Annotated in this window: 19 protein-coding genes; 13 read left to right on the plus strand and 6 right to left on the minus strand. The window is 72.6% G+C overall.

The genetic code is table 11. The features are described from left to right. Positions 1-12: 12 nt before the first annotated feature. Together DTB53_RS23845 and DTB53_RS23850 are read right to left on the minus strand one after the other, a co-directional pair. Positions 13-2,100: a YhgE/Pip family protein gene (locus DTB53_RS23845; RefSeq protein ID WP_042497369.1), complete on the minus strand. Its 2,088-nt coding sequence runs from the start codon at positions 2,098-2,100 to the stop codon at positions 13-15. Continuing rightward, on the minus strand, positions 2,072-2,830 hold the full coding sequence (locus tag DTB53_RS23850; RefSeq protein WP_012381295.1) for an ATP-binding cassette domain-containing protein: 759 nt from the start codon (positions 2,828-2,830) through the stop codon (positions 2,072-2,074). The genes DTB53_RS23845 and DTB53_RS23850 overlap by 29 nt, the downstream gene beginning before the upstream one ends. Before the next feature lie 165 nt (positions 2,831-2,995). Between DTB53_RS23850 and DTB53_RS23855 the strand changes: the two genes are divergently transcribed. The 3 genes from DTB53_RS23855 to DTB53_RS23865 all read left to right on the plus strand — a co-directional run bounded on the left by DTB53_RS23855 (position 2,996) and on the right by DTB53_RS23865 (position 5,039). After that, positions 2,996-3,523, plus strand: a complete 528-nt coding sequence (locus DTB53_RS23855; protein WP_003969688.1) for an SAV_6107 family HEPN domain-containing protein — start codon at positions 2,996-2,998, stop codon at positions 3,521-3,523. A 105-nt stretch (positions 3,524-3,628) separates the two neighbouring features. After that, positions 3,629-4,387, plus strand: a complete 759-nt coding sequence (locus DTB53_RS23860; RefSeq protein ID WP_003969689.1) for a methyltransferase — start codon at positions 3,629-3,631, stop codon at positions 4,385-4,387. A gap of 247 nt (positions 4,388-4,634) precedes the next feature. Further along, positions 4,635-5,039, plus strand: coding sequence for an SCO2097 family morphological protein (locus tag DTB53_RS23865; protein WP_003969691.1), 405 nt, complete (start codon positions 4,635-4,637; stop codon positions 5,037-5,039). Between the two features lie 275 nt (positions 5,040-5,314). On the opposite strand, the gene DTB53_RS23870 is transcribed toward DTB53_RS23865, so the two are convergent. The 4 genes from DTB53_RS23870 to DTB53_RS23885 all read right to left on the minus strand — a co-directional run bounded on the left by DTB53_RS23870 (position 5,315) and on the right by DTB53_RS23885 (position 10,962). Then, positions 5,315-7,732 carry a transglutaminase TgpA family protein gene (locus DTB53_RS23870; RefSeq protein WP_012381296.1) on the minus strand — a complete coding sequence of 806 codons (2,418 nt, stop codon included), beginning with the start codon at positions 7,730-7,732 and terminating at the stop codon, positions 5,315-5,317. Continuing rightward, the gene (locus tag DTB53_RS23875; protein ID WP_042497373.1) at positions 7,729-9,096 is read right to left on the minus strand and encodes a DUF58 domain-containing protein; all 1,368 of its coding nucleotides are present in this window, start codon (positions 9,094-9,096) and stop codon (positions 7,729-7,731) included. Before DTB53_RS23875 ends, DTB53_RS23870 begins: the two co-directional genes overlap by 4 nt. Then, a complete protein-coding gene (locus DTB53_RS23880) occupies positions 9,096-10,148 on the minus strand; it encodes an AAA family ATPase (protein ID WP_003969694.1) in 1,053 nt (350 codons plus the stop codon). Before DTB53_RS23880 ends, DTB53_RS23875 begins: the two co-directional genes overlap by 1 nt. Positions 10,149-10,398: 250 nt before the next feature. Continuing rightward, the gene (locus DTB53_RS23885; protein ID WP_003969695.1) at positions 10,399-10,962 is read right to left on the minus strand and encodes a beta-class carbonic anhydrase; all 564 of its coding nucleotides are present in this window, start codon (positions 10,960-10,962) and stop codon (positions 10,399-10,401) included. A 428-nt stretch (positions 10,963-11,390) separates the two neighbouring features. On the opposite strand from DTB53_RS23885, the gene rsmH reads away from it, so the two are divergent. From rsmH to DTB53_RS23935, 10 genes are all read left to right on the plus strand, one after another. Next, complete coding sequence (gene rsmH, locus DTB53_RS23890) at positions 11,391-12,356, plus strand: 16S rRNA (cytosine(1402)-N(4))-methyltransferase RsmH (RefSeq protein WP_012381298.1); 966 nt, start codon at positions 11,391-11,393, stop codon at positions 12,354-12,356. A gap of 37 nt (positions 12,357-12,393) precedes the next feature. After that, positions 12,394-12,957, plus strand: coding sequence for a cell division protein FtsL (gene ftsL, locus DTB53_RS23895; RefSeq protein ID WP_012381299.1), 564 nt, complete (start codon positions 12,394-12,396; stop codon positions 12,955-12,957). Positions 12,958-12,961: 4 nt separating this feature from the next. Then, on the plus strand, positions 12,962-14,947 hold the full coding sequence (locus DTB53_RS23900) for a peptidoglycan D,D-transpeptidase FtsI family protein (RefSeq protein ID WP_003969699.1): 1,986 nt from the start codon (positions 12,962-12,964) through the stop codon (positions 14,945-14,947). A gap of 40 nt (positions 14,948-14,987) precedes the next feature. Further along, positions 14,988-16,706 (plus strand): UDP-N-acetylmuramoyl-L-alanyl-D-glutamate--2,6-diaminopimelate ligase, encoded by a 1,719-nt coding sequence (locus tag DTB53_RS23905; protein ID WP_003969700.1) that lies wholly within the window; start codon positions 14,988-14,990, stop codon positions 16,704-16,706. A gap of 4 nt (positions 16,707-16,710) precedes the next feature. Next, a complete protein-coding gene (locus DTB53_RS23910; RefSeq protein WP_012381301.1) occupies positions 16,711-18,132 on the plus strand; it encodes a UDP-N-acetylmuramoyl-tripeptide--D-alanyl-D-alanine ligase in 1,422 nt (473 codons plus the stop codon). After that, positions 18,129-19,199: a phospho-N-acetylmuramoyl-pentapeptide-transferase gene (mraY, locus tag DTB53_RS23915; protein WP_003969702.1), complete on the plus strand. Its 1,071-nt coding sequence runs from the start codon at positions 18,129-18,131 to the stop codon at positions 19,197-19,199. Before DTB53_RS23910 ends, mraY begins: the two co-directional genes overlap by 4 nt. Further along, on the plus strand, positions 19,181-20,626 hold the full coding sequence (gene murD / locus DTB53_RS23920; protein WP_042497379.1) for a UDP-N-acetylmuramoyl-L-alanine--D-glutamate ligase: 1,446 nt from the start codon (positions 19,181-19,183) through the stop codon (positions 20,624-20,626). The genes mraY and murD overlap by 19 nt, the downstream gene beginning before the upstream one ends. A 65-nt stretch (positions 20,627-20,691) precedes the next feature. Beyond that, positions 20,692-22,137 carry a putative lipid II flippase FtsW gene (ftsW, locus tag DTB53_RS23925; protein WP_012381303.1) on the plus strand — a complete coding sequence of 482 codons (1,446 nt, stop codon included), beginning with the start codon at positions 20,692-20,694 and terminating at the stop codon, positions 22,135-22,137. 6 nt (positions 22,138-22,143) lie between these two features. Then, on the plus strand, positions 22,144-23,232 hold the full coding sequence (gene murG / locus DTB53_RS23930; protein ID WP_003969705.1) for an undecaprenyldiphospho-muramoylpentapeptide beta-N-acetylglucosaminyltransferase: 1,089 nt from the start codon (positions 22,144-22,146) through the stop codon (positions 23,230-23,232). A 62-nt stretch (positions 23,233-23,294) separates the two neighbouring features. Further along, positions 23,295-24,089, plus strand: a complete 795-nt coding sequence (locus DTB53_RS23935) for a cell division protein FtsQ/DivIB (protein WP_012381304.1) — start codon at positions 23,295-23,297, stop codon at positions 24,087-24,089. Positions 24,090-24,118 lie beyond the last annotated feature (29 nt).

The raw sequence follows: 24,118 nt of genomic DNA on the forward strand, positions 1-24,118 counted from the left end.
CTCCCGGCGCGCTCACAGGCTCAGCTCCGGGTGCAGCCGGCTCAGGCTCCACACCTGCTTGCGGCGGGCGGTGAACGCGGTCAGGGCCAGCGCGCCGACGGTGAAGGCCCCCAGCACCGCGCAGCCCAGCCAGACCGGGCCGAGCGGGCCGCCCGTGATCAGCCTGCGCAGCCCCTCGACGACGTACGTCATGGGGAGGTACGGGTGGATCGCGCCGAAGAAGCCGGGACTGGTCTGGACGGGGTAGGTGCCCCCGGCCGAGGTCAGCTGGAGCATCAGCACCACCAGCACCAGGATCCGCCCGGCCGCCCCGAAGCAGGCGTTCAGCCACTGCACGATCGCGGCGAAGCAGCAGGTCACCAGGGCCAGGAAGCCGATCGTTCCGGCGGCGTTCGCCATCTGGAGGCCGAGGCCCCAGTGCAGGACGGCCATCAGGGCGCCGACCTGGAGCGTGCCGATGGCGGCGACCGGGAGCCAGCCGGCGAGCGCGATCCGCCACGAGGAGGCCCCGGCGGCCAGCGCCCGCCTGTTGAGCGGCTGGATCAGCATGTACGCCACCATCGCGCCGACCCAGAGGGAGAGCGGGATGAAGTACGGGGCGAAGCCGGTGCCGTAGTTGGGGGCCTCGTGCAGCGACTTGGAGGCCAGCTGGACGGGGTCGGCCATGACCCCGGTCCGCGCGTCGCGGTCCTTCTCGTCGTAGTCCGGGATCCGGCCGACGCCGTCGTTGAGGCCCTGTGCCAGCTCGGCCGAGCCGTCACCGAGCCGGAACAGCCCGCCGTCCAGGTTCTCCGCGCCGGTCTTCAGCTTGCCGACGCCGGTGTCCAGGTCGCTGGAGCCGGTCTGCGCGGCGCCGAGGCCCGTGTGCAGCGCCTGCGCGCCCTTGGCGACCTTCTTGGCACCGGTGTTGAGCTCGTTGACCTTGGCCACGGCCGTCTCCAGGTCGTCGTCCAGCGTCGGGGCGCGCTGGGCGAGCGCCTCGGCCTGCTTCTGGAAGGTGACCAGCTGGTTGCTCAGCTTCTTCAGATCGCCGTTCTGGCCGGCGACCAGGGTGTTCACATCGGCGGCGATCTTCGCGGCGTCCTCGGCCGCGACCGTGGCGCGCTCCAGCGGCGGGCAGGCCGCGGCGTCGGGCTCCTCGGCCTCCTCGCACTGGGTCCGGTGGATCCCGGCCAGCTCGTCGGCGGCCTTGCGGGCGCCGGACGCGGCGGTGGGCGCGGTCCTCACCAGCACGTCGAGGTTGTGCCGTACGGCCCCCGAGGTGTCGGCGACCAGCCGGGCGGTGTCCTGGATGGACTTCCCGTTCTCCTTGAAGAACGGGCGTACGTCACCGGCGATCCCGTTGACCTTGTCGGCCAGCACCTGGGTGCCCCCGGCGACCTGCTGGGAGCCCGTCGCGAGGTCGCGGGAGCCCTGGTTCAGCTTCACGATCCCGTCGGAGAGCTTCTTGCTGCCGGCCTTGGAGTCCTTGAGGCCGTCCGCGAGGTCCTTGGAGCCCTGCTTGGCCTTCGAGATGCCGCCCTTGAGGTCGTCGGCGCCCTTGGCCGCCTCGGCGGTCCTGTCGTGCAGATCGGAGAAGTTGATGAAGATGCGGTCGAGGAAGCCCCGGGAGGCGTTCGTGGAGGCGGCGTCGCGCACCTCGGCGAAGACCGTCCGGGAGATCTGCCCGACGATGTAGTTGTTCGCGTCGTTCGTCCGCACCTGGAGCGCGCCGGTCTCGGGGGAGTCCCCGCCGCTGGACGCGATTTTCCGGCTGAAGTCCGAGGGCATCGTCAGGGAGAGGTAGTACGTACCCTCCTCGACGCCCTTCTCGGCCTCGGCGGAGCTGACCTCGTGCCACTCGAACACCTTGGAGTCGAGCAGCTTCTCGCTGATGTCGTCCCCGGCCACGACGCGCTTCCCGTCACTGGTGGCCCCCTTGTCGTCGTTGACGAGGGCGACGGGCAGCTTGTCGAGCTTCCCGTAGGGGTCCCAGAAGGAGTACAGGTACAGGGCGCCGTAGAGCAGGGGCAGGAGCAGCAGCGCCACCAGCGCGGCGGCCGGCAGCCTCCCCCGCCCGAACCGCTTCAACTCAAGCGCGGCCAGCTTCGGCGAACGCATCGGCCGTCTCCTCATCGGTGGTGGATTCCTCGGTGGCGGGCGCGGTACGCACGACCAGGGCGCCCTCGGGGGCCTCGCTGCACACGGCGAGCACGGTCGTCCCGGCGTCGGCCACGGAGCGCAGCAGCTCCCAGGCCCGGTCGCGTTCGGCGTTCGAGAGCTTGAGGTCGGTGTCGTCGACGGCGAGCAGCCGCGGCTCGCCGATCAGCGCCAGCGCGACGGACAGCCGCAGGGCCTCCAGCCGTTCCAGGTCCCGTACGGAGGTGCGTCCCGCCTTGGGCAGCGCGGCCAGGTCGAGGCCCGCGGCCTCCAGGGCCCCGTCGACCCGGGCCCGGGCCGCCGCCCGGCGCTCGGCGCGCGGGCGCAGCAGGGTGCGCAGGGAGGCGCCGTAGCGGCCCTGGAGGAGGGCGCGTTCGCCCAGGTGCTCGGCGACGGTGAAGGCGGGATCCAGTTCGCTGACGCCCGGGACCGGGCCCAGGGCGGCGATCCGGCGGACGGCGTCGGCCTGCGCGGGCAGCCGGAACCCACCGGTCCTCGCGTGGCCTCCGGTGGGGCGCATCCGGCCGGTCAGGGCGAGCAGCAGGCAGGTGCGCCCCGATCCCGACGGCCCCTCGACCGCCACCAGCGATCCTGGCTCGGCACTGAACGTCACGTCCCGGAAGACCCGGCCGCGCGGTCCCTCCAGTCCGAAGTCCTCGGCGGCGACAGCCGCGCCGTGCGGGCTCTCCACAGACCCTCCCCTTTTGAACTGACCAGTCAGTGCAAAAAGGTAGTCCGAACTCGCGCTCGAAGCAAAGTGGCAGGTCGGGCTGGGTAGAAGGCTGATTGTCAGTGGTGCCCGCCACCATGGACACAGACGGCCACGGAGCCGTCACACGACGACAGGAGGTTCGTCATGGCCAGCTCGTCCGCAGCAGCCGCCCCGCGGCGCCGCGCAGTCAGCCCTGCCCCCTCACTGACCGGTGCGTCCAGCGATGTCCACCCCGTCCTTCGCCGTGCCTCGGCGCCGCCCGCCGCGCTCGACCTGCTGGCCAAGGCCCGCTCCGGGCTGGAGGAGGCCGCGGTGCTCCACGAGCCCAACGAGCGGTATGCCACCGCCCACCTCGCCGCCCTGCGCACCGCGGCGGCCGTGCTGGCCGCCCGTGGCCGCCCCGAGACGAACAAGCGCCGCCGCGAGCCCATCCGGAGCGCGTGGGAAGTCCTCCCGGAGACCGCCCCCGAGCTCACCGAGTGGAGCGACCTGTTCGCCGCGGGGGCGGAGCGCCGGGCCCGCGCGGAGGCGGGCATGCCGGGCGCGGCCAGCGCGCAGGACGCCGATGAGGTCCTGCGCGACGCGGCCATGTTCCTGCGCCTGGTGGAACGGCTGCTGGTGCTCCAGCCGGTCCTTCCGCAGCCCCGGCGGGAGCCCTCCGGCGGCGGGTGAGCTGCCCGGCGGTGCGAGGCAATAGGGTGGTGACCGCTCACCTCACCACCCGCACTGTCCACGCACCGCCGTCCCCGGCGGCACGCTGCCGAGGAGTCATCTGCCGTGTCGGACCAGCCGCGCCCCCGCGCCTCCCTCCGTACCGCCGTGGTCTGGGAAGTCCTCAAGGACGCTCTGGACCGTCAGGTCGAGGCGACCGGCCGGGAGGCCCTGGACGTTCTGGACACCGGCGGCGGCACCGGGAACTTCGCCGTGCCCGCGGCCCGGCTCGGCCACCGGGTCACCGTCGTCGACCCCAGTCCCAACGCCCTCTTCGCGCTGGAGCGCCGAGCGGCCGAGGCCGGGGTCGCCGACCGGGTCAGGGGAGTCCAGGGCGACATCCTCGGGCTGTTCGACGTCGTGGAGCGCGACGGCTTCGACGCGGTGCTCTGCCACGGCGTCCTGGAGTACGTCGACGAGCCCGCCGAGGGCGTGCGCAACGCGGTCGAGGCGCTGCGGCCCTCCGGCGCGCTCAGCCTGCTGGCCGCCGGCCTGGGCGGAGCCGTCCTGGCCCGCGCGCTCGCCGGGCACTTCACGGAGGCCCGGCAGGCGCTCGACGACCCGGCGGGCCGTTGGGGCGACGGGGACCCGGTGCCCCGCAGGTTCACCGCCGAGCAGCTCTCCGACCTGGTCTCCTCGGCCGGTCTGGAGATCGCCGCGGTGCACGGGGTCCGGGTCTTCGCCGACCTCGTGCCGGGCGTCCTGGTGGACACCGAGCCCGGCGCCATGGAGGCGCTCCTCAAGCTCGAAGCGGCCGTCGCCGAGCAGCCCGCGTTCCACTCGGTCGCCACACAGCTCCACGTTCTGGGCGAGAAGCGCCGCTGATCAGCAACGCAAGCGCGGACGGAGTGGGACTCAGGACCCCCGTACCGGGCGTACGCCCCGTATGATCGGGTGACACCATCCGGCATGGCGGATCGGTCGTCGGGGAATCTACGCCTCAACAGCCGAGCCGACATAGCGGTCCGGACTGGCTGAGCGCTAGAGGGCGGGTTTCACGGGGGCGAATCCCTGCCTATCCTGGAAGGGCCGCATACCGGTCGCCCCCGCGGCCGACGACGAGGAGGATCCCGTGCCGCTCTCGGAGCACGAGCAGCGCATGCTCGAGCAGATGGAGCGAGCGCTGTACGCCGAAGATCCCAAGTTCGCGACAGCGCTCGAGGGAAGCGGACTGCGTACGTACACCCGGAAAAGGGTCTACCAGGCGGTCGCTGGCTTCCTGGTGGGTATCGCGCTCCTCATGGCCGGAATGGTCGCCCAGCAGATCTGGATCAGCGTGGTGGGATTCCTCGTCATGCTCGGCTGTGCCGTGCTCGCGGTCACCGGATGGCGCAAGGCGCCCAAGCCCGGTGAACAACAGCCGGCCGTCGCAGGCAGCGGGGACAGCGGCGCGAGCCGCCGACCTAGACAACGCCGGTCCATGATGAACCGCATCGAGCAGCGGTGGCAGCGCCGCCGCGACGAACAGGGCCAGTAGAGGCCCCGGCCCCGGTTCTTCTCCACCGGGCCGGGCGCCGGCAGGACGCAGGACACCGATGGGTGAGGGGCGGCCGCGTTTTTCGCGGCCGCCCCTCACCCATCGTCCGACAGCGCTCGCCCTTCCGGCCCGACCGCGTCTCCCGCTGACCCTGCCCCTGCCCCGAGCGCTCCTTCGGCCCGGTCATCGGCGCCGACGGCACAGGGCCTGCGGTGCGGACCCGGGAAGGGGTCCGCACCGCAGGCCCTGGCGTGCGTCGAGCTGCCCCCGACCGCTCAGCCGGGCTGACGGGTGAGGCGGCGCAGCCGGGCCGCCCAGCGGCCGGCTCCCCGGCGGCCCGCCCATCGCTCACCGAGCGCCGCCCGGCGCTCGGTCAGGGCCCACATCACCCGGACGGACGATCGGGGCAGGAGTGTCGCCCGCAGCCGGGTGGAGCGGCCGGCCGACGCCCGCAGGCCCGCCCGCACCGTCTGCGCGTCCTCGGCCAGTCCGGACACGGGGCGCGGCTCGGGGGCGTACAGCACCTGCTCCACCGCGCCGGCGATCCGGTGCACCGCCTCGGCCGCCGTGGTGTCGAGGCGGCCCAGCCGCACGATCCTGGCCGCCGCCTTCCGGGGCGTCAGCGACTCGTCCGGGGCGATGCCGTGGTCCCAGGCCGTGTCGGTGAGCTCCCGCCAGGCGGCCAGCGTCCGCGCGGCGGCGTCCGCGGGCGTCCGGCCCCCGGAGCCCAGCCGGCGGTTCCGCGTCCGGGTCCGCCACAGCAGCGGTGACAACGGCAGGACCAGCACCAGGACCGCCGCGAGGATCACCAGCAGCACCGTCCCGGCCGGGGTGCCCCGGTCGGTCGGCAGCGCGGCTCCCGGATCCTGCGAGGGCCCGCATCCGCCTTCCTGGCGCAGCTGCGGCGGGCAGCTGTCCTCGGCGGAGGGCGCCGCCGACGGCTCGTCGGAGGTCTCCGCGGAGGGCTCGGCCACGTCGCCGGTGCTGTCCGTGGGCACCTCGGGACGGGTCCACGAGGGCGTGCTGCCCCGGCTCGGCGTGGGCTCGAAGCGGGTCCACCCGACCCCCTCGAAATACAGCTCGGGCCAGGCGTGCGCGTCGCGCAGCCCGACCGAGATCGCCCCGTCCCCCCTCATGGTCCCCGGGGTGAAGCCCACCGCCACCCGGGCCGGGATGCCCAGCGTCCGGGCCATCGCGGCCATCGAGAACGAGAAGTGGACGCAGAAGCCCTCCTTGTCGCGGAGGAACCGGGCGATGGCGGACGACCCCGTCCCCGAGGTGACCGTCGTGTCGTACGTGAAGCCGCCGTCGGACGCGAACCAGTCCTGGAGCTTCACGGCCTGCTCGTAGGCGTTCGACGTGCCCCGGGTGACCTGTTCGGCGGTCTCGGCGACCACCTCCGGCAGGGAGCCGGGAACCTGGGTGTACTCGCGGACCAATTCCGGGGGCGGCGGTCCGGCGGCCGCGAGCTGGTCCGCCGTGGGTTCGACGACCAGGCTGCCGACCTCGTACTGCGCGCCGCGCGTGGTCTGCCCGTCGTCGCCGACCAGGGTGCGGCCCTCGGGCTCGTACCGCCAGCGACCGCCCACGCGGACCTCGCTGGCCGGGTAGGGGAGCGGCAGATAGGTCTGCTGGTAGGAGCGCGACGCGGAGATGTTCGTCCGGACCTCGGTGACGGAGACGTCCCTGCCGAGGCCGGTGGGCTGCGGGAGGCGGTCGGGAACGTCCGTCAGCCGCCGGGTGGAGGAACGCCACTCGCTGCCGTTGAACTCGTCCAGGGCCAGGATCCGGAGGTAGAGACTCTGCGGGTCCTCGATGTTGCTGCGGTACGTCATCACCTCCCGGTTGTCCGGCTGGTTGAGGTTGTTCTGCAGCGAGACCAGCGGATTCACCGCGGAGATGGTGCCGCCGCCGCTGCCCCGGCCGGTCCCCGGGCCGTCGCCGCTCAGCAGGCCGCTGTCCAGGGCCGGCAGCGCCAGGGGCGCCACCAGCGCGATGCCGAGCGCGAACACACCGATCCGCCGCCCGGTCCGGACGGGGGAGGAGCCGCCGCGCGCCCCCGCCAGCCCGTCGGCCAGCCCGCCCGCGCTCCGAGCGGCGCCACCGAAGACACGGCCCCACTGGGAGAGCCGGTCCCGGCCCTCCGCCAGCAGGAGCAGCAGATAGCCGGAGGCGGCCAGCAGAAACCACAGCCACCCCGCTCCGCCGTCGGAGAGACCGGCCGCGACCGAGTACAGGGCGAGGAGGGGCAGTCCGGCCGGGGCCGCGCTGCGGAAGGTCACCGCCAGGGCGTCCACGGCGAGACCGATCAGGACCACCCCGCCGACCACCATCAGCTTGATGCCGTCGGTCATCGGGGCCGGGATGGCGTACGTGCCGACGTCCTCCCCGCCCGCCACCAGCAGCTCACCGAGCCGCATGAGGGCCCCCGGCCCGGGCACCACCCCGAACAGGGCGTGGTCCCGGACGAACACCAGGGTCAGCAGCAGCAGGGTGACCAGCGTCTGGACACCGATGGTCAGCGTCCTCGCCAGCGGGACCCGGCGCGCGAGGGCGCCCACCCCGCTCTGGACGCCGAGCAGCACCGCCGCCTGGAGCAGCCAGCCGACCCCCTCCACCAGCGGGATCAACGCCCCCGCCGCCAGCAGCGTCGCCGCGTAGGCGCACAGCGCCAGCCTGGCCCGCCCGCTCATGACCATCTCCCCGTGAAAGCTGTCGAGCCGCCGCCCGTGGCCGACGGCGAATCCGTGCGCATGCCGCCCGCCAGCTGCCACAGCGCGGGCAGTTCGGCCCCCGGCTCCACCGGCACCGCGGTCCAGCCCGACTCGCGCAGCCGTCGCAGCCGCTCCTCGGCCCGCCCCGCCCCGTCCTCGTCGCCGGCCCAGGCGGCGCTGTCCAGGACGAAGGCGACCCCGGCCCCGGCGCGCTGCCGCATCCGGGCCGCGACCGCTGCCTGTTCCTCGTCCAGATCGCCGAAGAAGGCGATGAGCAGTCCCTCGTTGCCGCCGCGCAGCACGTCGTGGGCGCGCGAGAGCCCCCCGCCGTCGGAGTGGCCGACCACGGCGAGCGTGTCGAGCATCAGGCCCGCCGCGTCCGCGGACTCCTGGGTCGAGCCGGCGAAACCGCCCGACCCCTCGCCGGGCACCGCGTTCCCGTCGTCCGTGAGCAGCCGTACGGCGAAGCCGCGCTCCAGCATGTGCACGAGCGCCGAGGCCGCCCCGGAGACCGCCCACTCGAAGGCGGAGTCGGGCCCGGCGCCCTGGTAGGCGATGCCCCGGGTGTCCAGCAGGACCGTGCACCTGGCCCGCTGCGGCTGCTCCTCGCGGCGCACCATCAGCTCGCCGTGGCGCGCGGTGGAGCGCCAGTGGACCCGGCGCAGGTCGTCGCCGTGCCGGTAGCCGCGCGGAATGATGTCGTCCTCACCGGCCAGCGCGAGGGACCGCTGCCGCCCGTCGCCGTATCCGGAGGCCTCGCCCGCCAGCCGCAGCGCGGGCAGCGGCACCGTGCGCGGGATGACGACGAGGGTGTCGTACGCGCTGAAGGAACGGGTCAGCTCGCACATCCCGAACGGGTCGCTGAGCCGCAGCTGCAAGGGCCCCAGGGGATAGCGTCCGCGCAGGTCGGAGCGGACCCGGTAGGACACCTCGCGCCGGCCGCCCGCCTCCACCCGGTCCAGGACGAAGCGGGGGCGCGGGCCCAGCACGTACGGAACGCGGTCCTGGAGCATCAGCAGCCCGGTGGGCAGCCGGGAGACGTTCTCCATCCGCAGGTGCACCCGGGCCTCCGCGCCCGCGGGCACGCGCGACGGCGAGAGCCGCCGGGTGCCCGTCACCCGGTAGCGGGTGCGGTAGAGCACGGTCACACAGACGAGGGGCAGCACGGCCAGCAGCAGCCCGACCCGCAGCAGATCGCCCTGGCCCAGGACGTACGCGCAGACGGCGGCGGCGAGACCTGCGGCCAGGAACGAGCGTCCCCGGGTGGTCAGCCCGCCCAGCGCCGCCCGGAGGCCGCCCTTCCTGTCGCCGTCCTCCACGGCGCCGGGCTCGCCGGCCGCCATCACAGCCGCCGTGCCCCGGGCTGCTGCTGGTGGTACAACGGGCGGCCCGGCTCCTGCCCGCCCGGCGCGGGAGGCGCGGTGCCGCCGGCCGAGGTCGGTACGGGGGTGCGCTGGATGATCTCCAGGACCACCTGCTCCGCCGTGCGGCGGTTGAGCTGGGCCTGGGCGGTGGGCAGCAGCCGGTGCGCGAGCACCGGCGTGGCGAGCGCCTGGACGTCGTCCGGGAGGGCGTAGTCGCGCCCGCTGAGCGCGGCGGAGGCCTTCGCGGCGCGCAGCAGGTGCAGTGTCGCCCGCGGGGACGCGCCGAGTCTGAGGTCGGGATGGCTCCGAGTGGCCCCGACGAGCTCCACGGCGTAGCGCCGCACGGCGTCGGCGACGTGCACCGTGCGGACGGCGTCGATCAGCTTCACGATGTCGTGGGCGTGGGCCACCGGCTGGAGGTCGTCCAGCGGGGAGAGGCCGCCGTGCACGTCGAGCATCTGGAGCTCGGCCTCCGGGCTGGGGTAGCCGATGGAGACGCGGGCCATGAAGCGGTCGCGCTGGGCCTCGGGCAGCGGGTAGGTGCCCTCCATCTCGACCGGGTTCTGGGTGGCCACCACCATGAACGGGTCGGGCAGTTCGTAGGAGTGCCCGTCGACGGTGACCTGGCGCTCCTCCATCGACTCCAGCAGCGCCGACTGCGTCTTCGGCGAGGCGCGGTTGATCTCGTCGCCGATCACGATCTGGGCGAAGATCGCGCCCGGCTTGAACTCGAAGTCCCGCCGCTGCTGGTCGAAGATCGACACACCGGTGATGTCCGAGGGCAGCAGGTCCGGGGTGAACTGGATCCGTCGCACCGAACAGTCGATGGACCGCGCCAGCGCCTTGGCCAGCATGGTCTTGCCGACCCCGGGGACGTCTTCGATGAGGAGGTGCCCCTCGGCGAGGAGCACCGTCAGCGACAGCCGTACGACCTCGGGCTTGCCCTCGATCACCGCCTCCACCGACCTGCGCACCCGCTCCGCTGTGGTGGTCAGATCCGTGAGGCTCGCTCGATCGTCATAGGTCGTCACCCGGCCCTCCTCGGCCCTTTTGCGCAGGGGCCGTCGCGCGTACCCGCGCGGCCCACCCCGAAAAATCGGACACTCCGCCGGAAGGCCCGGGGATGTCACACCCGCATTCTTGTTGCCGTTACCGCTTCGTGTCACTCGCCTGTGGATAAGTGGGTGTGAAATGTCAGCGTCTGTCACGATTTCGGCGCCGCGAGGCAGGGTGACGCGTGCGTGAGGTGCGGCGGAGGGCCGGGAACCGGGGCGAGTGCGTTCAGGAAACGGAGTCGATCTCGCGCAGCAGGCCGGTGGTCACGTCGAAGACGAACCCGCGCACGTCGTCGGTGTGCAGCAGGAACGGCGAGGTGCGCACCCGCTGCATCGACTGGCGCACGTCCTGGTCGGCGTCCGAGTAGGCCTCGACCGCCCAGACCGGACGCTGGCCCACCTCGCGCTCCAGCTCCTGCCGGAAGTCCTCGGTGAGGGACTCCAGGCCGCAGTTGGTGTGGTGGATGAGGATCACGCTGCGGGTGCCGAGCGCCCGCTGGCTGATGGTCAGCGAGCGGATCACGTCGTCGGTGACCACACCGCCCGCGTTGCGGATGGTGTGGCAGTCGCCGAGCTCCAGGCCGAGCGCCGCGTGCAGGTCGAGACGGGCGTCCATGCAGGCGACCACGGCGACCTGGAGGACCGGGCGCGCGTCCATGCCCGGGTCCCGGAAGTCCTTCGCGTACCCGGCGTTCAGCGCGACGAGCCGGTCGGTGACCTGGCCCCCCTCGCGGACCGCGGCAGCGGTGGACGTCACGGACTCGGCGGGGGAGTGAGCAGAAGTCGACATGGCTACGACGTTAGCCTTCCCACCTGGCTCGGGCGTGCAGTGAGAGCGGACAAAAAACGTCAACTCGGCTTGTTGTGAGCTAACCCACAGAACTCGCCGGGACGCACCCGTTCGGGTGGGCCGGCCGCATCCGAACGGGTGGCGCGACTCGCTGCCCGGTTCGTTGATCGCGAATCGATCGAATGGCAGGGTGGACTAAAGTAACGCGAAGTCACCCACCACTTCCGCACCCACCGCCCCGCCGCAACCCCCGCACCTTCCGCGTATTCCGTAGGTCCTCCGAGATGTGCGGCGTACGTGCGACCCGGCCCTCTCCCGCTCCCGGTCGGCCGACGCCCCTTCCCCGGCGCCGGCGGACCTCCCCTTCGGAGCGGGCGGGGACCAGGACGTACGTGCCGGCCGCGCGGGACAGAGCCTGAGAGGGCGCCTTGAGCCAGACCCGACACGTCCCCGTGATGCTCCAGAGGTGTCTGGACCTGTTGGCCCCGGCTCTCCAGGACCCGGCCCACCCGGAGCCCGTGGTCGTCGACTGCACCCTCGGCCTCGGCGGTCACAGCGAGGCGCTGCTCGCCTCCTTTCCCACCGCCCGGCTGATCGCCCTGGACCGCGACAAGGAGGCGCTCCGCCTCTCCGGCGAACGACTCGCCCCCTACGGCGACCGCGCCACCCTCGTCCACGCGGTCTACGACGAACTCCCCGAGGTCCTCGCGCGGCTCGGAATCCCGAAGGTCCAGGGCGTGCTGTTCGACCTCGGCGTCTCCTCCATGCAACTGGACGAGGCCGACCGCGGATTCGCGTACGCCCAGGACGCCCCGCTCGACATGCGTATGGACCAGTCCACCGGCATGGGCGCCGCCGAGGTGCTCAACACCTATCCGCCCGGCGAACTGGTCCGGATCCTGCGCGCGTACGGCGAGGAGAAGCAGGCCAAGCGGATCGTCTCCGCCGTCGTCCGCGAGCGGGAGAAGGAGCCCTTCAGCAACAGCGCCCGGCTCGTCGAGCTGATCCGCGACGCGCTGCCCCAGGCCGCCAAGCGCACCGGCGGCAACCCCGCCAAGCGGACCTTCCAGGCCCTGCGCATCGAGGTCAACGGCGAGCTGAGCGTCCTGGAACGGGCCATTCCGGCCGCCGTCGACAGCCTCGACGTCGGCGGACGCATCGCCGTGCTGTCCTACCACTCGCTGGAGGACCGGCTGGTCAAGCAGGTCTTCGCGGCCGGCGCCGCCAACACCGCGCCCCCCGGGCTGCCCGTCGTCCCCGAGCGCTACCAGCCCCGGCTGAAGCAGCTCACCCGCGGCGCCGAGCTGCCCACCGAGCAGGAGGTCGCCGAGAACCGGCGCGCCGCCCCCGCCCGGCTGCGGGGCGCCCAGCGCATCCGCGCGGAGGAGCGATGAGCACCGGGACCGGACGCCGCGGCGGGGGAGCCGTGCGGTGAGCAAACCGGCCGCACCGCTGAGGGGGCGGGCCGCCCGGCTCGCCCGGCTCATGCCGTCCACCGGGCCCAGCACCGCCGCCCGCACCCCTTTCGTCCTGCTGGTCGTCCTGCTCCTGGGCGGCGGGCTCATCACCCTGCTCCTGCTGAACTCCGCGCTCAACGAGGGGTCGTTCAGGCTCAGCGAGCTGAAGCGGGAGACCACCGAGCTCACCGACGAGCAGCAGGCCCTCCAGCGCGACGTCGACAGCCGCTCCCAGCCCGACGCCCTGGAACGCCGCGCCCGCGAGCTGGGCATGGTGCCCGGCGGCAGCCCCGCCTTCCTGAACCCCGACGGCACGGTCCGCGGCAACCCCACCGAGGCCACCGCCCCGCCGTCGCCGAGCCCCAGCCCCACGCCGAGCACCGGCGCCCCGGCCGACGCCGGGGCCCCCGCCGCCGGGACCCCGGCCGGGCCCTCCGGCTCCGTACCGCCCTCCGGGGCCGTCCCCGCCACCGAGCCCGACCCCGCAACCGCCTCCGCGGCGGAGATCACCCCGCCCCCGACGAGCCCCGGCAGGTGACGCAGTGCCGCCCAAGGAACCGCCGCGCCGCCGCGTACCCGGCCCGGCCCGCCCTCGTGGCGGGGGATCAGGATCCGGCCGCTCCGGCGCCCGCCCGCCGGCCCGCCGCCCCCGTCCCGCCCCGGGGCGCACCACCCGGCGCGGCACCGCGCCGCGCTCCCTGCGCCTCGGCAGCCCCCGCCCCCGGCTGCGGCTCGTCAGCCTCGGGCTGACGCTGGTCATGCTGGCCTTCGTGGCCCGCCTGCTCCAGGTCCAGGCCGTCGACGCCAGCGCGTACGCGGCCAAGGCCGAGAAGAACCGCTACCTGGAGTACACCGTCGCCGCCGAGCGCGGCGAGATCACCGACCGCAAGGGCGTCGCGCTCGCCACCAGCGTGGACGCGCACAACATCACGGCCGACCCCAAGCTGTTCACGCCCGAGGAGAGCAACGCGCCCGACGCGCCCCAGCAGGCCGCCGCCCTGCTCGCCCCGATCCTCGGCAAGGACGTCGCGAAGCTGACCGAGCAGCTCTCCGCCAAGACCCGCTACACCGTCCTCGCCTACCGGCAGACCCCCCAGGTCTGGAAGCAGATCAAGGACCTCAAGACCGTCTTCGCCGAGAAGGCGTCCGAGGACAGGCTCAAGGGCGGCCCCGGAGCCAACGTCCTGGCCGGCGTCCTCCAGGAGCCGACCACCAAGCGCGTCTACCCCAACGGGGACCTCGCCGCCGGGATACTGGGCTTCGTCAGTGACAGCGGCAAGGGCGGCGGCGGCCTCGAATCGCAGCTCGACAAGGAACTCGCCGGCAAGGACGGGAAGATCCGCTACGCCCAGGCCGGGGGCCGCCGGGTCCCCACCGCGGGCAGCAGCGAGATCCCGGCCGTGCCCGGCTCCGACATCGAGCTGACCATCGACCGCGACATCCAGTGGGCCGCCCAGAAGGCCATCAGCGACCAGGTCGAGAAGTCCAAGGCCGACCGCGGCTACGTCATCGTGCAGAACACGCGGACCGGCGAGCTCCTGGCCATGGCCAACGCCCCCGGCTACGACCCCAACGACCTCTCCGAGGCGACCTCCGCCTCCCTCGGGAACGCGGCCCTCCAGGACGTGTACGAACCGGGCTCCACCAGCAAGGTCATGTCGATCGCGGCCGTGCTGGAGGAGGGGGCCGCCACCCCCGGCACCCATGTCACCGTCCCCAACCGGCTGCACCGGGGCGACCGCCTCTTCAAGGACGACGTCGACCACCCCACCTGGTACCTCACGCTGAACGGAGTGCTCGCCAAGTCCAGCAACATCGGCACCATCCTGGCGACCGGTCAGCTCGGCAAGACCCAGGCGGAGTCCAACCAGGTCCTCTACTCCTACCTGCGCAAGTTCGGCCTCGGCTCCCGGACCGGGCTCGGCTACCCGGGGGAGTCCCCGGGCCTGCTGGCCCACCCCGAGGACTGGTCGACCTCGCAGCAGTACACGATCCCGTTCGGCCAGGGCCTCTCCATCAACGCCGTCCAGGCCGCCTCGGTCTACTCCACGGTCGCCAACGGAGGCGTACGGGTCGCCCCCACCCTCGTACGGGGAACCAAGGGATCCGACGGCCGCTTCACCCCGGCCGAGGCGCCCGAGGAGAACCGCGTGGTCAGCGAGAAGACCGCCAAGACCCTGGCGACGATGCTGGAGTCCGTCGTCGACGACCGGGAAGGGACCGGCACCAAGGCGGCCATCCCCGGCTACCGGGTGGCCGGCAAGACCGGCACCGCCAACCGCGTCGACCCGGTCCGCGGCGTCTACAAGGGCTACACCGCCTCCTTCGCGGGCTTCGCCCCCGCCGACAACCCGCAGATCACCGTCTACTGCGCGATCCAGAACCCCACCAAGGGAAGCTACTTCGGCGGCCAGATCTGCGGCCCGATCTACAAGCAGGTCATGGAGTTCGCTCTCAAGACGCTCCAGACCCCACCGTCCGGCAGCGAGCCGCCCCGGCTGCCGGTGTCCTTCAAACCCGGCGAGTGAACACGGGGATGCGCGAGCATCCCCTCCAAGGGAACCCTCAGTGACAACCATCACCCCCGACCCCGGGAACCGGAACGAGAACCACCGGAACCAGGGTCCCTCGCTTCGCGAGACGCCGCACCGGCCCGGTACGCTCACCGCCGTGCCCCACGCTGATCAGTCCCAAACCTCTCAGAAGGACGCGCCTGTGACCTACCCGGGAGCGCCCCGACCGGACCGGCTCCGGCCCACCCCCCTCGGCGAGCTGGCAGACCGGCTCGGCGTCGAAGCGGCCGGGACCGGTGAGGTCACCGGCATCACCCACGACTCACGGGCCGTGCGACCCGGAGACGTGTACGCGGCCCTGCCCGGCGCCCGCTTCCACGGCGCCGACTTCGCGGCCCAGGCCGCCGGACTCGGCGCCGCGGCCGTCCTCACCGACCCCGCCGGCGCCGAACGCGCCGCGGCCACCGGCCTGCCGGTGCTGGTCACCGAGGACCCGCGCGCCGTCATGGGCGAGCTGGCCGCCGACATCTACGGGCGGCCCGGCATCGGCCTCCTCCAGCTCGGCATCACCGGAACCTCCGGCAAGACCACCACCGCCTACCTCGTCGAGGGCGGACTGCGGGCCGCTGGACGCCCCACCGGGCTCATCGGCACCGTCGAGATGCGGATCGGCGACGAGCGCATCAAGTCCGAGCGCACCACCCCCGAAGCCACCGACCTCCAGGCGCTGTTCGCCGTCATGCGCGAACGCGGCGTCGAGGCCGTCGCGATGGAGGTCTCCAGCCACGCCCTGGTGCTCGGCCGGGTCGACGGCTGCGTCTTCGACGTCGCCGTCTTCAACAACCTCAGCCCGGAGCACATGGAGTTCCACTCCGGCATGGAGGACTACTTCCAGGCCAAGGCCCAGCTGTTCACCCCCGAACGCAGCCACCGCGGCGTCGTGAACTTCGACGACGAGTACGGCCGCAGGCTCCTGACCGAGTCCGGCGTGCCGGTCACCAGCTTCTCCGCCGAGGGCCACCCGGACGCCGACTGGCACGCCGAGGACGTCGAGGTCGGACCCCAGGACAGCACCTTCACCGCCGTCGGCCCGAAGGGCGAGCGGATCACCGCCCGCGCCCCGCTGCCCGGCCCGTTCAACGTCGCCAACACCCTCGCCGCGATCGTCACGCTCGCCGTCGCCGGCGTCGACCCGCAGATCGCCGCGGACGGCATCGCCGCCGTCCCCGGGGTCCCCGGCCGACTGGAGCGGGTGGACGCCGGACAGCCCTACCTCGCCGTCGTCGACTACGCGCACAAGACCGACGCCGTCGAGTCCGTCCTGCGCTCCCTGCGCAAGGTCACCGAGGGCAGGGTGCACATCGTCCTCGGCTGCGGCGGCGACCGCGACACCACCAAGCGCGGACCGATGGGCGCGGCGGCCGCCCGGCTCGCCGACACCGCCGTCCTGACCTCCGACAACCCCCGCTCCGAGGACCCCCTCGCGATCCTCGCCGCGATGCTCTCCGGCGCCGCCGAAGTGCCCGTCCACGAGCGCGGCGACGTGCTCGTCGACGCCGACCGCGCCTCGGCCATCGCCGCCGCGGTCGCCCGCGCCGAACCGGGCGACACCGTCCTCGTCGCCGGCAAGGGCCACGAACAGGGCCAGGACATCCACGGGGTGGTACGCGCCTTCGACGACCGCAAGGTCCTGCACGCAGCCATCGAGCGGTCCCTGACGCGCCCCGGCGCCGCGGATCGCGCACCTCACCTCGAGAACAACAGTCAGGGATGACCAAGTGATCACCCTTTCCCTCGCCGAGATCGCCGAAATCGTCGGCGGGCAGTCGTACGACATACCGGATCCGGCAGTCACCGTGACCGGACCCGTCGTCATCGACTCCCGCGAGGTCGCGCCGGGCAGCCTGTTCGCCGCGTTCGCCGGCGAACGGGTCGACGGCCACGACTACGCCCGGCGCGCCGTCGAGGCGGGCGCCGCGGCCGTCCTGGCGGCCCGCCCCGTCGGCGTCCCGGCGATCGTCGTGGAGGACGTCGTCGGCGCCCTCGGAGCCCTCGCCCGTGCCGTCGTGGAACGCCTCGGCACCACCGTCGTCGGCCTCACCGGATCCGCCGGCAAGACGTCCACCAAGGACCTGATCGCGCAGCTCCTCCAGCGCAAGGGCCCGACCGTCTGGACGCCCGGCTCCCTCAACAACGAGATCGGCCTGCCGGTCACGGCGCTGACCGCCACCGCCGAGACCGAGCACCTGGTCCTGGAGATGGGGGCCCGCGGTATCGGCCACATCCGCTATCTGGCCGATCTCACCCCTCCTCGCATCGGTCTCGTCCTGAACGTCGGCTCCGCGCACCTCGGCGAGTTCGGCAGCCGGGAGGCCATCGCCCAGGCCAAGGGCGAGCTGGTCGAGGTCCTGCCCGAGGACGGCTGCGCCGTGCTCAACGCCGACGACCCGCTCGTCCGCGCCATGGCTTCGCGCACCCGGGCCCGCGTCCTGCTTTTCGGAGAAGCCCCGGAAGCGGACGTACGGGGCGAGAAGGTCAGGATGACCGCCGACGGGCGGCCCGCCTTCGAGCTCCACACACCCACCGGGTGCAGCGACGTGACCATGCGCCTGTACGGTGAGCACCACGTGTCGAACGCGCTCGCCGCGGCCGCCGTCGCCCATGAGTTGGGCATGTCCGTGACCGAGATCGCCGAGGCGCTCTCGGAGGCGGGCACCCTCTCCCGCTGGCGCATGGAGGTCACCGAGCGCGGGGACGGTGTGACGATCGTCAACGACGCCTACAACGCGAACCCCGAATCCATGAGAGCCGCACTGCGTGCGCTGGCCGCCATGGGCCAGGCCCGAGGGGCCGACGGGGGGCGCACCTGGGCGGTGCTCGGTCAGATGGCCGAGCTCGGTGACGCGTCGCTCGCCGAGCACGACGCGGTCGGACGGCTCGCCGTCCGGCTCAACGTCAGCAAGCTCGTCGCTGTCGGGGGGAGAGAAGCCTCCTGGCTGCAACTGGGCGCATATAACGAGGGTTCGTGGGGTGAGGAGTCGGTGCACGTGTCCGACGCACAGGCGGCCGTCGACCTGTTGCGCAGTGAACTGCGCCCGGGAGACGTCGTGCTGGTGAAGGCGTCCCGGTCGGTCGGCCTGGAGAAGGTCGCCCAGGCACTGCTGGAGAACTCGACCGAGGGCGAGGTCGCCGGCCGATGAGGCAGATCCTCTTCGCGGGGGCCATCGGGCTCTTCCTGACCCTGGTCGGTACTCCGCTGCTGATCAAGCTGCTGGCCCGCAAGGGATACGGGCAGTTCATCCGGGACGACGGCCCGCGCACGCACGGCAGCAAGAAGGGCACGCCCACGATGGGCGGCATCGCCTTCATCCTGGCGACGATCGTCGCGTACCTTCTCGCGAAGGTCATCACGGGTGAGGACATCCGCTACTCCGGCCTCCTCGTGCTGTTCCTCATGGCGGGCATGGGCCTCGTCGGGTTCCTCGACGACTACATCAAGATCGTCAAGCAGCGTTCGCTGGGTCTGCGGGCCAAGGCGAAGATGGCCGGACAGCTGATCGTCGGTATCGCCTTCGCGGTGCTGTCGCTCCAGTTCCCCAACTCCATGAACTACACCCCGGCCTCCACCCGGCTCTCGTTCGTCGAGGACTTCGGCTGGTCGATCGGCCCGGTGCTGTTCTGCGTCTGGGCGCTGTTCATGATCCTCGCCATGTCCAACGGCGTGAACCTCACCGACGGCCTCGACGGTCTGGCCACCGGCGCCTCCGTGATGGTCTTCGGCGCCTACACCTTCATCGGCCTCTGGCAGTTCCAGGAGTCCTGCGCCAACGCGGACAACCTGACCAACCCGAGCGCCTGTTACGAGGTGCGCGACCCGCTCGACCTCGCCGTCGTCGCCGCCGCACTGATGGGCGCCTGCTTCGGCTTCCTGTGGTGGAACACCTCGCCCGCCAAGATCTTCATGGGCGACACCGGCTCGCTCGCCCTCGGCGGGGCCCTCGCGGGCCTGGCGATCCTCTCCCGCACCGAGTTCCTCCTCGCCATCCTCGGCGGCCTCTTCGTGATGATCACCATGTCCGTGGTCATCCAGGTCGGTTCGTTCAAGATGACCGGCAAGCGGGTCTTCCGCATGGCACCGCTCCAGCACCACTTCGAACTCAAGGGGTGGTCGGAAGTCCTTGTCGTGGTCCGCTTCTGGATCATCCAGGGCATGTGCGTGATCGTCGGCCTCGGCCTCTTCTACGCGGGATGGGCAGCCAAGAAGTGAGCAGCACCGTGGACTGGCAGGGCAAGCACGTCACCGTCGCCGGGCTCGGCGTCAGCGGGGTCCCCGCGGCCCGCGCCCTGCACGAGCGCGGCGCGCTCGTCACCGTCGTCAACGACGGCGACGACGAGCGCGCCCGCGCGCAGGCGGCCGAACTGGAGGCGCTCGGCGTCACCGTGCGCCTCGGCGACGGCGCCACCCTGCCGCCGTCCACGGAACTCGTCGTCACCGCCCCCGGCTGGCAGCCGGACAAGCCCCTCTTCCTGGCTGCCGCCGAGGCGGGCATCCCGGTCTGGGGCGACGTCGAGCTGGCCTGGCGGCTGCGCGGCGACGACGGCAGGAAGCCCGCCCCCTGGCTCGCGGTCACCGGCACCAACGGCAAGACCACGACCGTGCGGATGCTGGCGTCGATCCTCCGGGCGGCGGGTCTGCGCACCGAGGCCGTCGGCAACATCGGCGTATCGCTGCTGGACGCGGTGGTGGGCGAGACCGAGTACGACGTCCTCGCCGTCGAGCTCTCCAGCTACCAGCTGCACTGGGCGCCCTCCCTGCGCGCCCACTCCGCCGCCGTCCTCAACCTGGCCCCCGACCACCTCGACTGGCACGGCTCGATGGAGGCGTACGCCGCCGACAAGGGCCGCGTCTACGAGGGCAACACCGTGGCCTGCGTCTACAACGTCGCCGACCCGGCCACCGAGGACCTGGTCCGCGAGGCCGACGTCGTGGAGGGCTGCCGCGCCATCGGCTTCACCCTCGGCGCCCCCGGCCCCTCGCAGCTCGGCGTGGTCGACGGGATCCTCGTCGACCGGGCGTTCGTCGCCGACCGCCACAAGCAGGCGCAGGAGCTGGCCGAGGTCTCCGACGTCGACCCGCCGGCCCCGCACAACATCGCCAACGCCCTCGCGGCCGCCGCACTCGCCCGCGCCTTCGGCGTGCAACCGGCCGCGGTCCGCGACGGGCTGCGCGCCTTCCGGCCGGACGCCCACCGCATCGAACACGTCGCGGACCTCGACGAGGTCCGTTACGTGGACGACTCCAAGGCGACCAACACCCATGCCACCGAGGCCTCCCTGGCCGCCTACGACTCGATCGTCTGGATCGCGGGCGGACTGGCCAAGGGCGCGACCTTCGACGAGCTGGTCATCGGCGCGGCGAAGCGGCTGCGGGGGGTCGTGCTGATCGGCGCCGACCGGGCGCTGATCCGTGAAGCCCTGACGCGACACGCCCCCGAAGTCCCGGTGGTCGACCTCGACCGGACCGACACTGGGGCGATGTCCGAAGCGGTCGCGCGGGCGGCCGAGCTCGCCCGGCCGGGCGATACGGTACTGCTGGCCCCGGCCTGTGCCTCGATGGACATGTTCACCAACTACAACAAGCGGGGCGAGGCGTTCGCGGACGCGGTCCGCGCACGCGCCGACGAGAGCGCCTGACCGACCGGGCCTCCGCGCCCGGGGTGCACGGGCCCCGGGCACGAGCAGTGGAGGGGACAGCGACAATGCCGGCCGACGAGAGATTCGCCGTACGGCGGGACCGCGCACGGGCCTCGGTTCCCCGCCCCCTCGCCGCGGCGCCCGCACTCTCCGGGCTACCCCTGACCGGCGGGCTCGCCCTGCGCGGCCGCCTCGCCACCGGAGCCCGCCGCCCCGAGACGCCCCGCGGCTTCGGACGCGGCGGCCCGGCGCCCCGCCCCCCGCGCACCGGGCGCGGCGGCGGACCGCGCCGAACCTACGAGCGGGCACGACGGGCCTGGGACCGGCCCCTGACCGCCTACTACGTGATCCTCGGCTCCAGCCTCCTGATCACGGTGCTGGGCCTGGTGATGGTCTACTCCGCCTCGATGATCAAGGCGCTGGACATCAGCAAGCCCGCGACCTACTTCTTCGGAAAGCAGTTCCTCGCCGCCGTCATCGGGGGCGCTCTGATGCTCCTCGCCGCCCGGATGCCCGTGAAGCTCCACCGGGCGCTGGCCTACCCGATACTGATGGTCACCGTCTTCCTGATGGTCCTGGTCCAGGTGCCGGGGATAGGGATGTCGGTCAACGGCAACCAGAACTGGCTCTACCTCGGCGGCCCGTTCCAGCTCCAGCCCAGCGAGTTCGGCAAGCTGGCCCTCATCCTGTGGGGAGCGGACCTGCTGGCCCGCAAGCAGGACAAGCGGTTGCTGACGCAGTGGAAGCACATGCTGGTGCCGCTCGTGCCGGTCGCCTTCATGCTGCTCGGGCTGATCATGCTCGGCGGCGACATGGGAACCGCGATCATTCTCACCGCGATCCTGTTCGGTCTGCTCTGGCTGGCGGGGGCTCCCACCCGGCTGTTCGCCGGGGTGCTCGGCTTCGCCGCCGTCATCGCGTTCCTGCTGATCAGGACCAGCCCCAACCGGATGTCCCGGCTCGCCTGCATGGGGGTGAGCGAACCCGATCCGGAGGGCGGCTGCTGGCAGGCCGCACACGGGATCTATGCTCTGGCGTCCGGCGGATGGTTCGGTTCCGGACTGGGTGCGAGTGTGGAAAAATGGGGTCAACTGCCGGAACCCCACACCGACTTCATCTTCGCCATCACCGGTGAGGAACTGGGTCTGGCGGGGACGCTGTCCGTGCTCGCCCTCTTCGCGGCCCTAGGCTATGCGGGTATCCGCGTGGCCGGACGCACGGAGGACCCCTTCGTGAGGTTTGCCGCGGGAGGCGTGACCACGTGGATCACGGCCCAGGCCGTGATCAACATCGGTGCGGTGCTCGGCCTGTTGCCGATCGCCGGGGTTCCGCTCCCGCTGTTCTCCTACGGGGGGTCGGCCCTGCTGCCGACGATGTTCGCGGTCGGGCTGATGATCGCCTTCGCACGGGAGGACCCAGCCGCCAAGGCGGCCCTGGCCATGCGGAAGCCCCGGGTGAGATGGAAGACGATGAGACGGCGCGTCAAGAAGCGTCCGTCCGGAGAGCGGTGAATTTCGGTGCATGTCGTACTCGCCGGCGGGGGGACCGCCGGACACATCGAGCCCGCGCTTGCCCTCGCAGACGCCCTGCGCAGGCAGGACCCGACCGTGGGAATCACTGCCCTCGGCACGGAACGCGGCCTGGAGACCAGGCTCGTACCCGAGCGGGGGTACGAGCTCGCCCTCATCCCCGCCGTACCGCTGCCCCGTAAGCCCACCCCCGAGCTGATCACCGTCCCGGGCCGGCTGCGCGGCACCATCAAGGCGGCCGAGCAGGTCCTGGAGCGCACCAAGGCGGACTGCGTGGTGGGCTTCGGCGGCTACGTCGCGCTGCCGGGCTATCTGGCCGCCAAGCGGGCCGGTGTGCCGATCGTGGTCCACGAGGCCAACGCCCGCCCGGGCCTGGCCAACAAGATCGGCTCCCGGTACGCCCACGGGGTCGCCGTCTCCACCCCGGACAGCAAGCTGCGCGGCGCCCGCTACATCGGCATCCCGCTGCGCCGCACCATCGCCACCCTGGACCGCGCCCGGGTCCGCCCGGAGGCCCGCGCCTCCTTCGGCCTCGACCCCAACCTGCCCACGCTGCTGGTCTCCGGCGGCTCGCAGGGCGCGCGCCACCTCAACGAGGTGGTCCAGCGGGTGGCGCCGCTGCTCCAGCGCTCCGGGATCCAGATCCTCCACGTGGTCGGGCCGAAGAACGAATTGCCGCGGATCGACAACATGCCCGGGATGCCGCCCTACATCCCGGTACCGTACGTGGACCGGATGGACCTCGCGTACGCCGCGGCCGACATGATGCTCTGCCGCGCGGGCGCGATGACCGTCGCCGAACTCTCCGCCGTCGGGCTCCCCGCCGCCTACGTCCCGCTGCCCATCGGCAACGGCGAACAGCGGCTCAACGCCCAGCCGGTGGTCAACGCCGGCGGCGGCCTGCTGGTGGACGACGCGGCGCTCACCCCGGAGTGGGTGCAGGGCAACGTCCTGCCGGTACTGTCGGACCCCCACCGGCTGTACGAAATGTCCCGCGCCGCCGCCGAGTTCGGCCGGCGCGACGCCGACGACCTGCTCGTCGGCATGGTGTACGAAGCGATTGCCGCGCGCCGCTAGGCGCCCGGCGCGATGCGGTGCGGACCCGGGGCGGGCGCCCCGGGTCCGCCGAAGGAGCGAGCGTGGCCGGACCGACGACCGCCCAGCCCGGCGCACCGGGACGGGCGGACCCCTCCGCCCACCCGCCGCACGGCGGCCCCGAGGAGCCCCGGATCGGCCGCCGCACCCTGCTGATCCTGATCGGCGTCGCCGTCGCCCTGCTCACCGCTTTCGTGATCTGGGTGCTCTACGGATCCTCCTGGCTCCGCGTCGAGAAAGTTGGCACGAGCGGCGTCGAGGTCCTGACCCGCGAAGAAGTGGAAGCGGTTGCCGCCGTACCGGTCGGCGCCCCGCTGGTCTCCGTGGACACCGACGCCATGGAGCGTCGGTTGCGCCAGAAGTTGCCTCGTATCGACACAGTTGATGTCGTTCGGTCATGGCCGGACGGCATCGGCCTTAAGGTGACCGAACGGAAGCCGGTCCTGCTGGTCGAAAAGGGCGGCGCGTTCGTGGAAGTGGATGCCGAGGGTGTGCGCTTCGCCACGGTGGACAAGGCGCCGAAGGGCGTACCCCTCCTGGAGCTGACGCCCGAACCGTCCGCGAGCCTGCGCCGCTTCGGCGGTGACGGTCTGTTGCGGGAAGCGGTCCGGGTCGCCGGTGACCTGCCGGCAGGTGTGGCGAGGGACACCCGGGTCGTCCGGGTCGCCTCGTACGACGCGATCTCCTTGCGGCTCACCCGGGATCGCGTGGTGACCTGGGGGAGCGGCGAAGACGGGGCGGTGAAGGCGCGTGTCCTCGCCGCACTCATGAAAGCCGCCCCCAAAGCGGGACAGTTCGACGTAAGTGCTCCCACCGCTCCGGCGGTATCGGCGAGTTGACGCCTGTTTGTGCTGGCCAGCACCCTGGT

The sequence above is a fragment of the Streptomyces griseus genome (assembly GCF_900460065.1).
In the GTDB taxonomy this organism is placed as follows: Bacteria; Actinomycetota; Actinomycetes; order Streptomycetales; family Streptomycetaceae; genus Streptomyces; species Streptomyces griseus.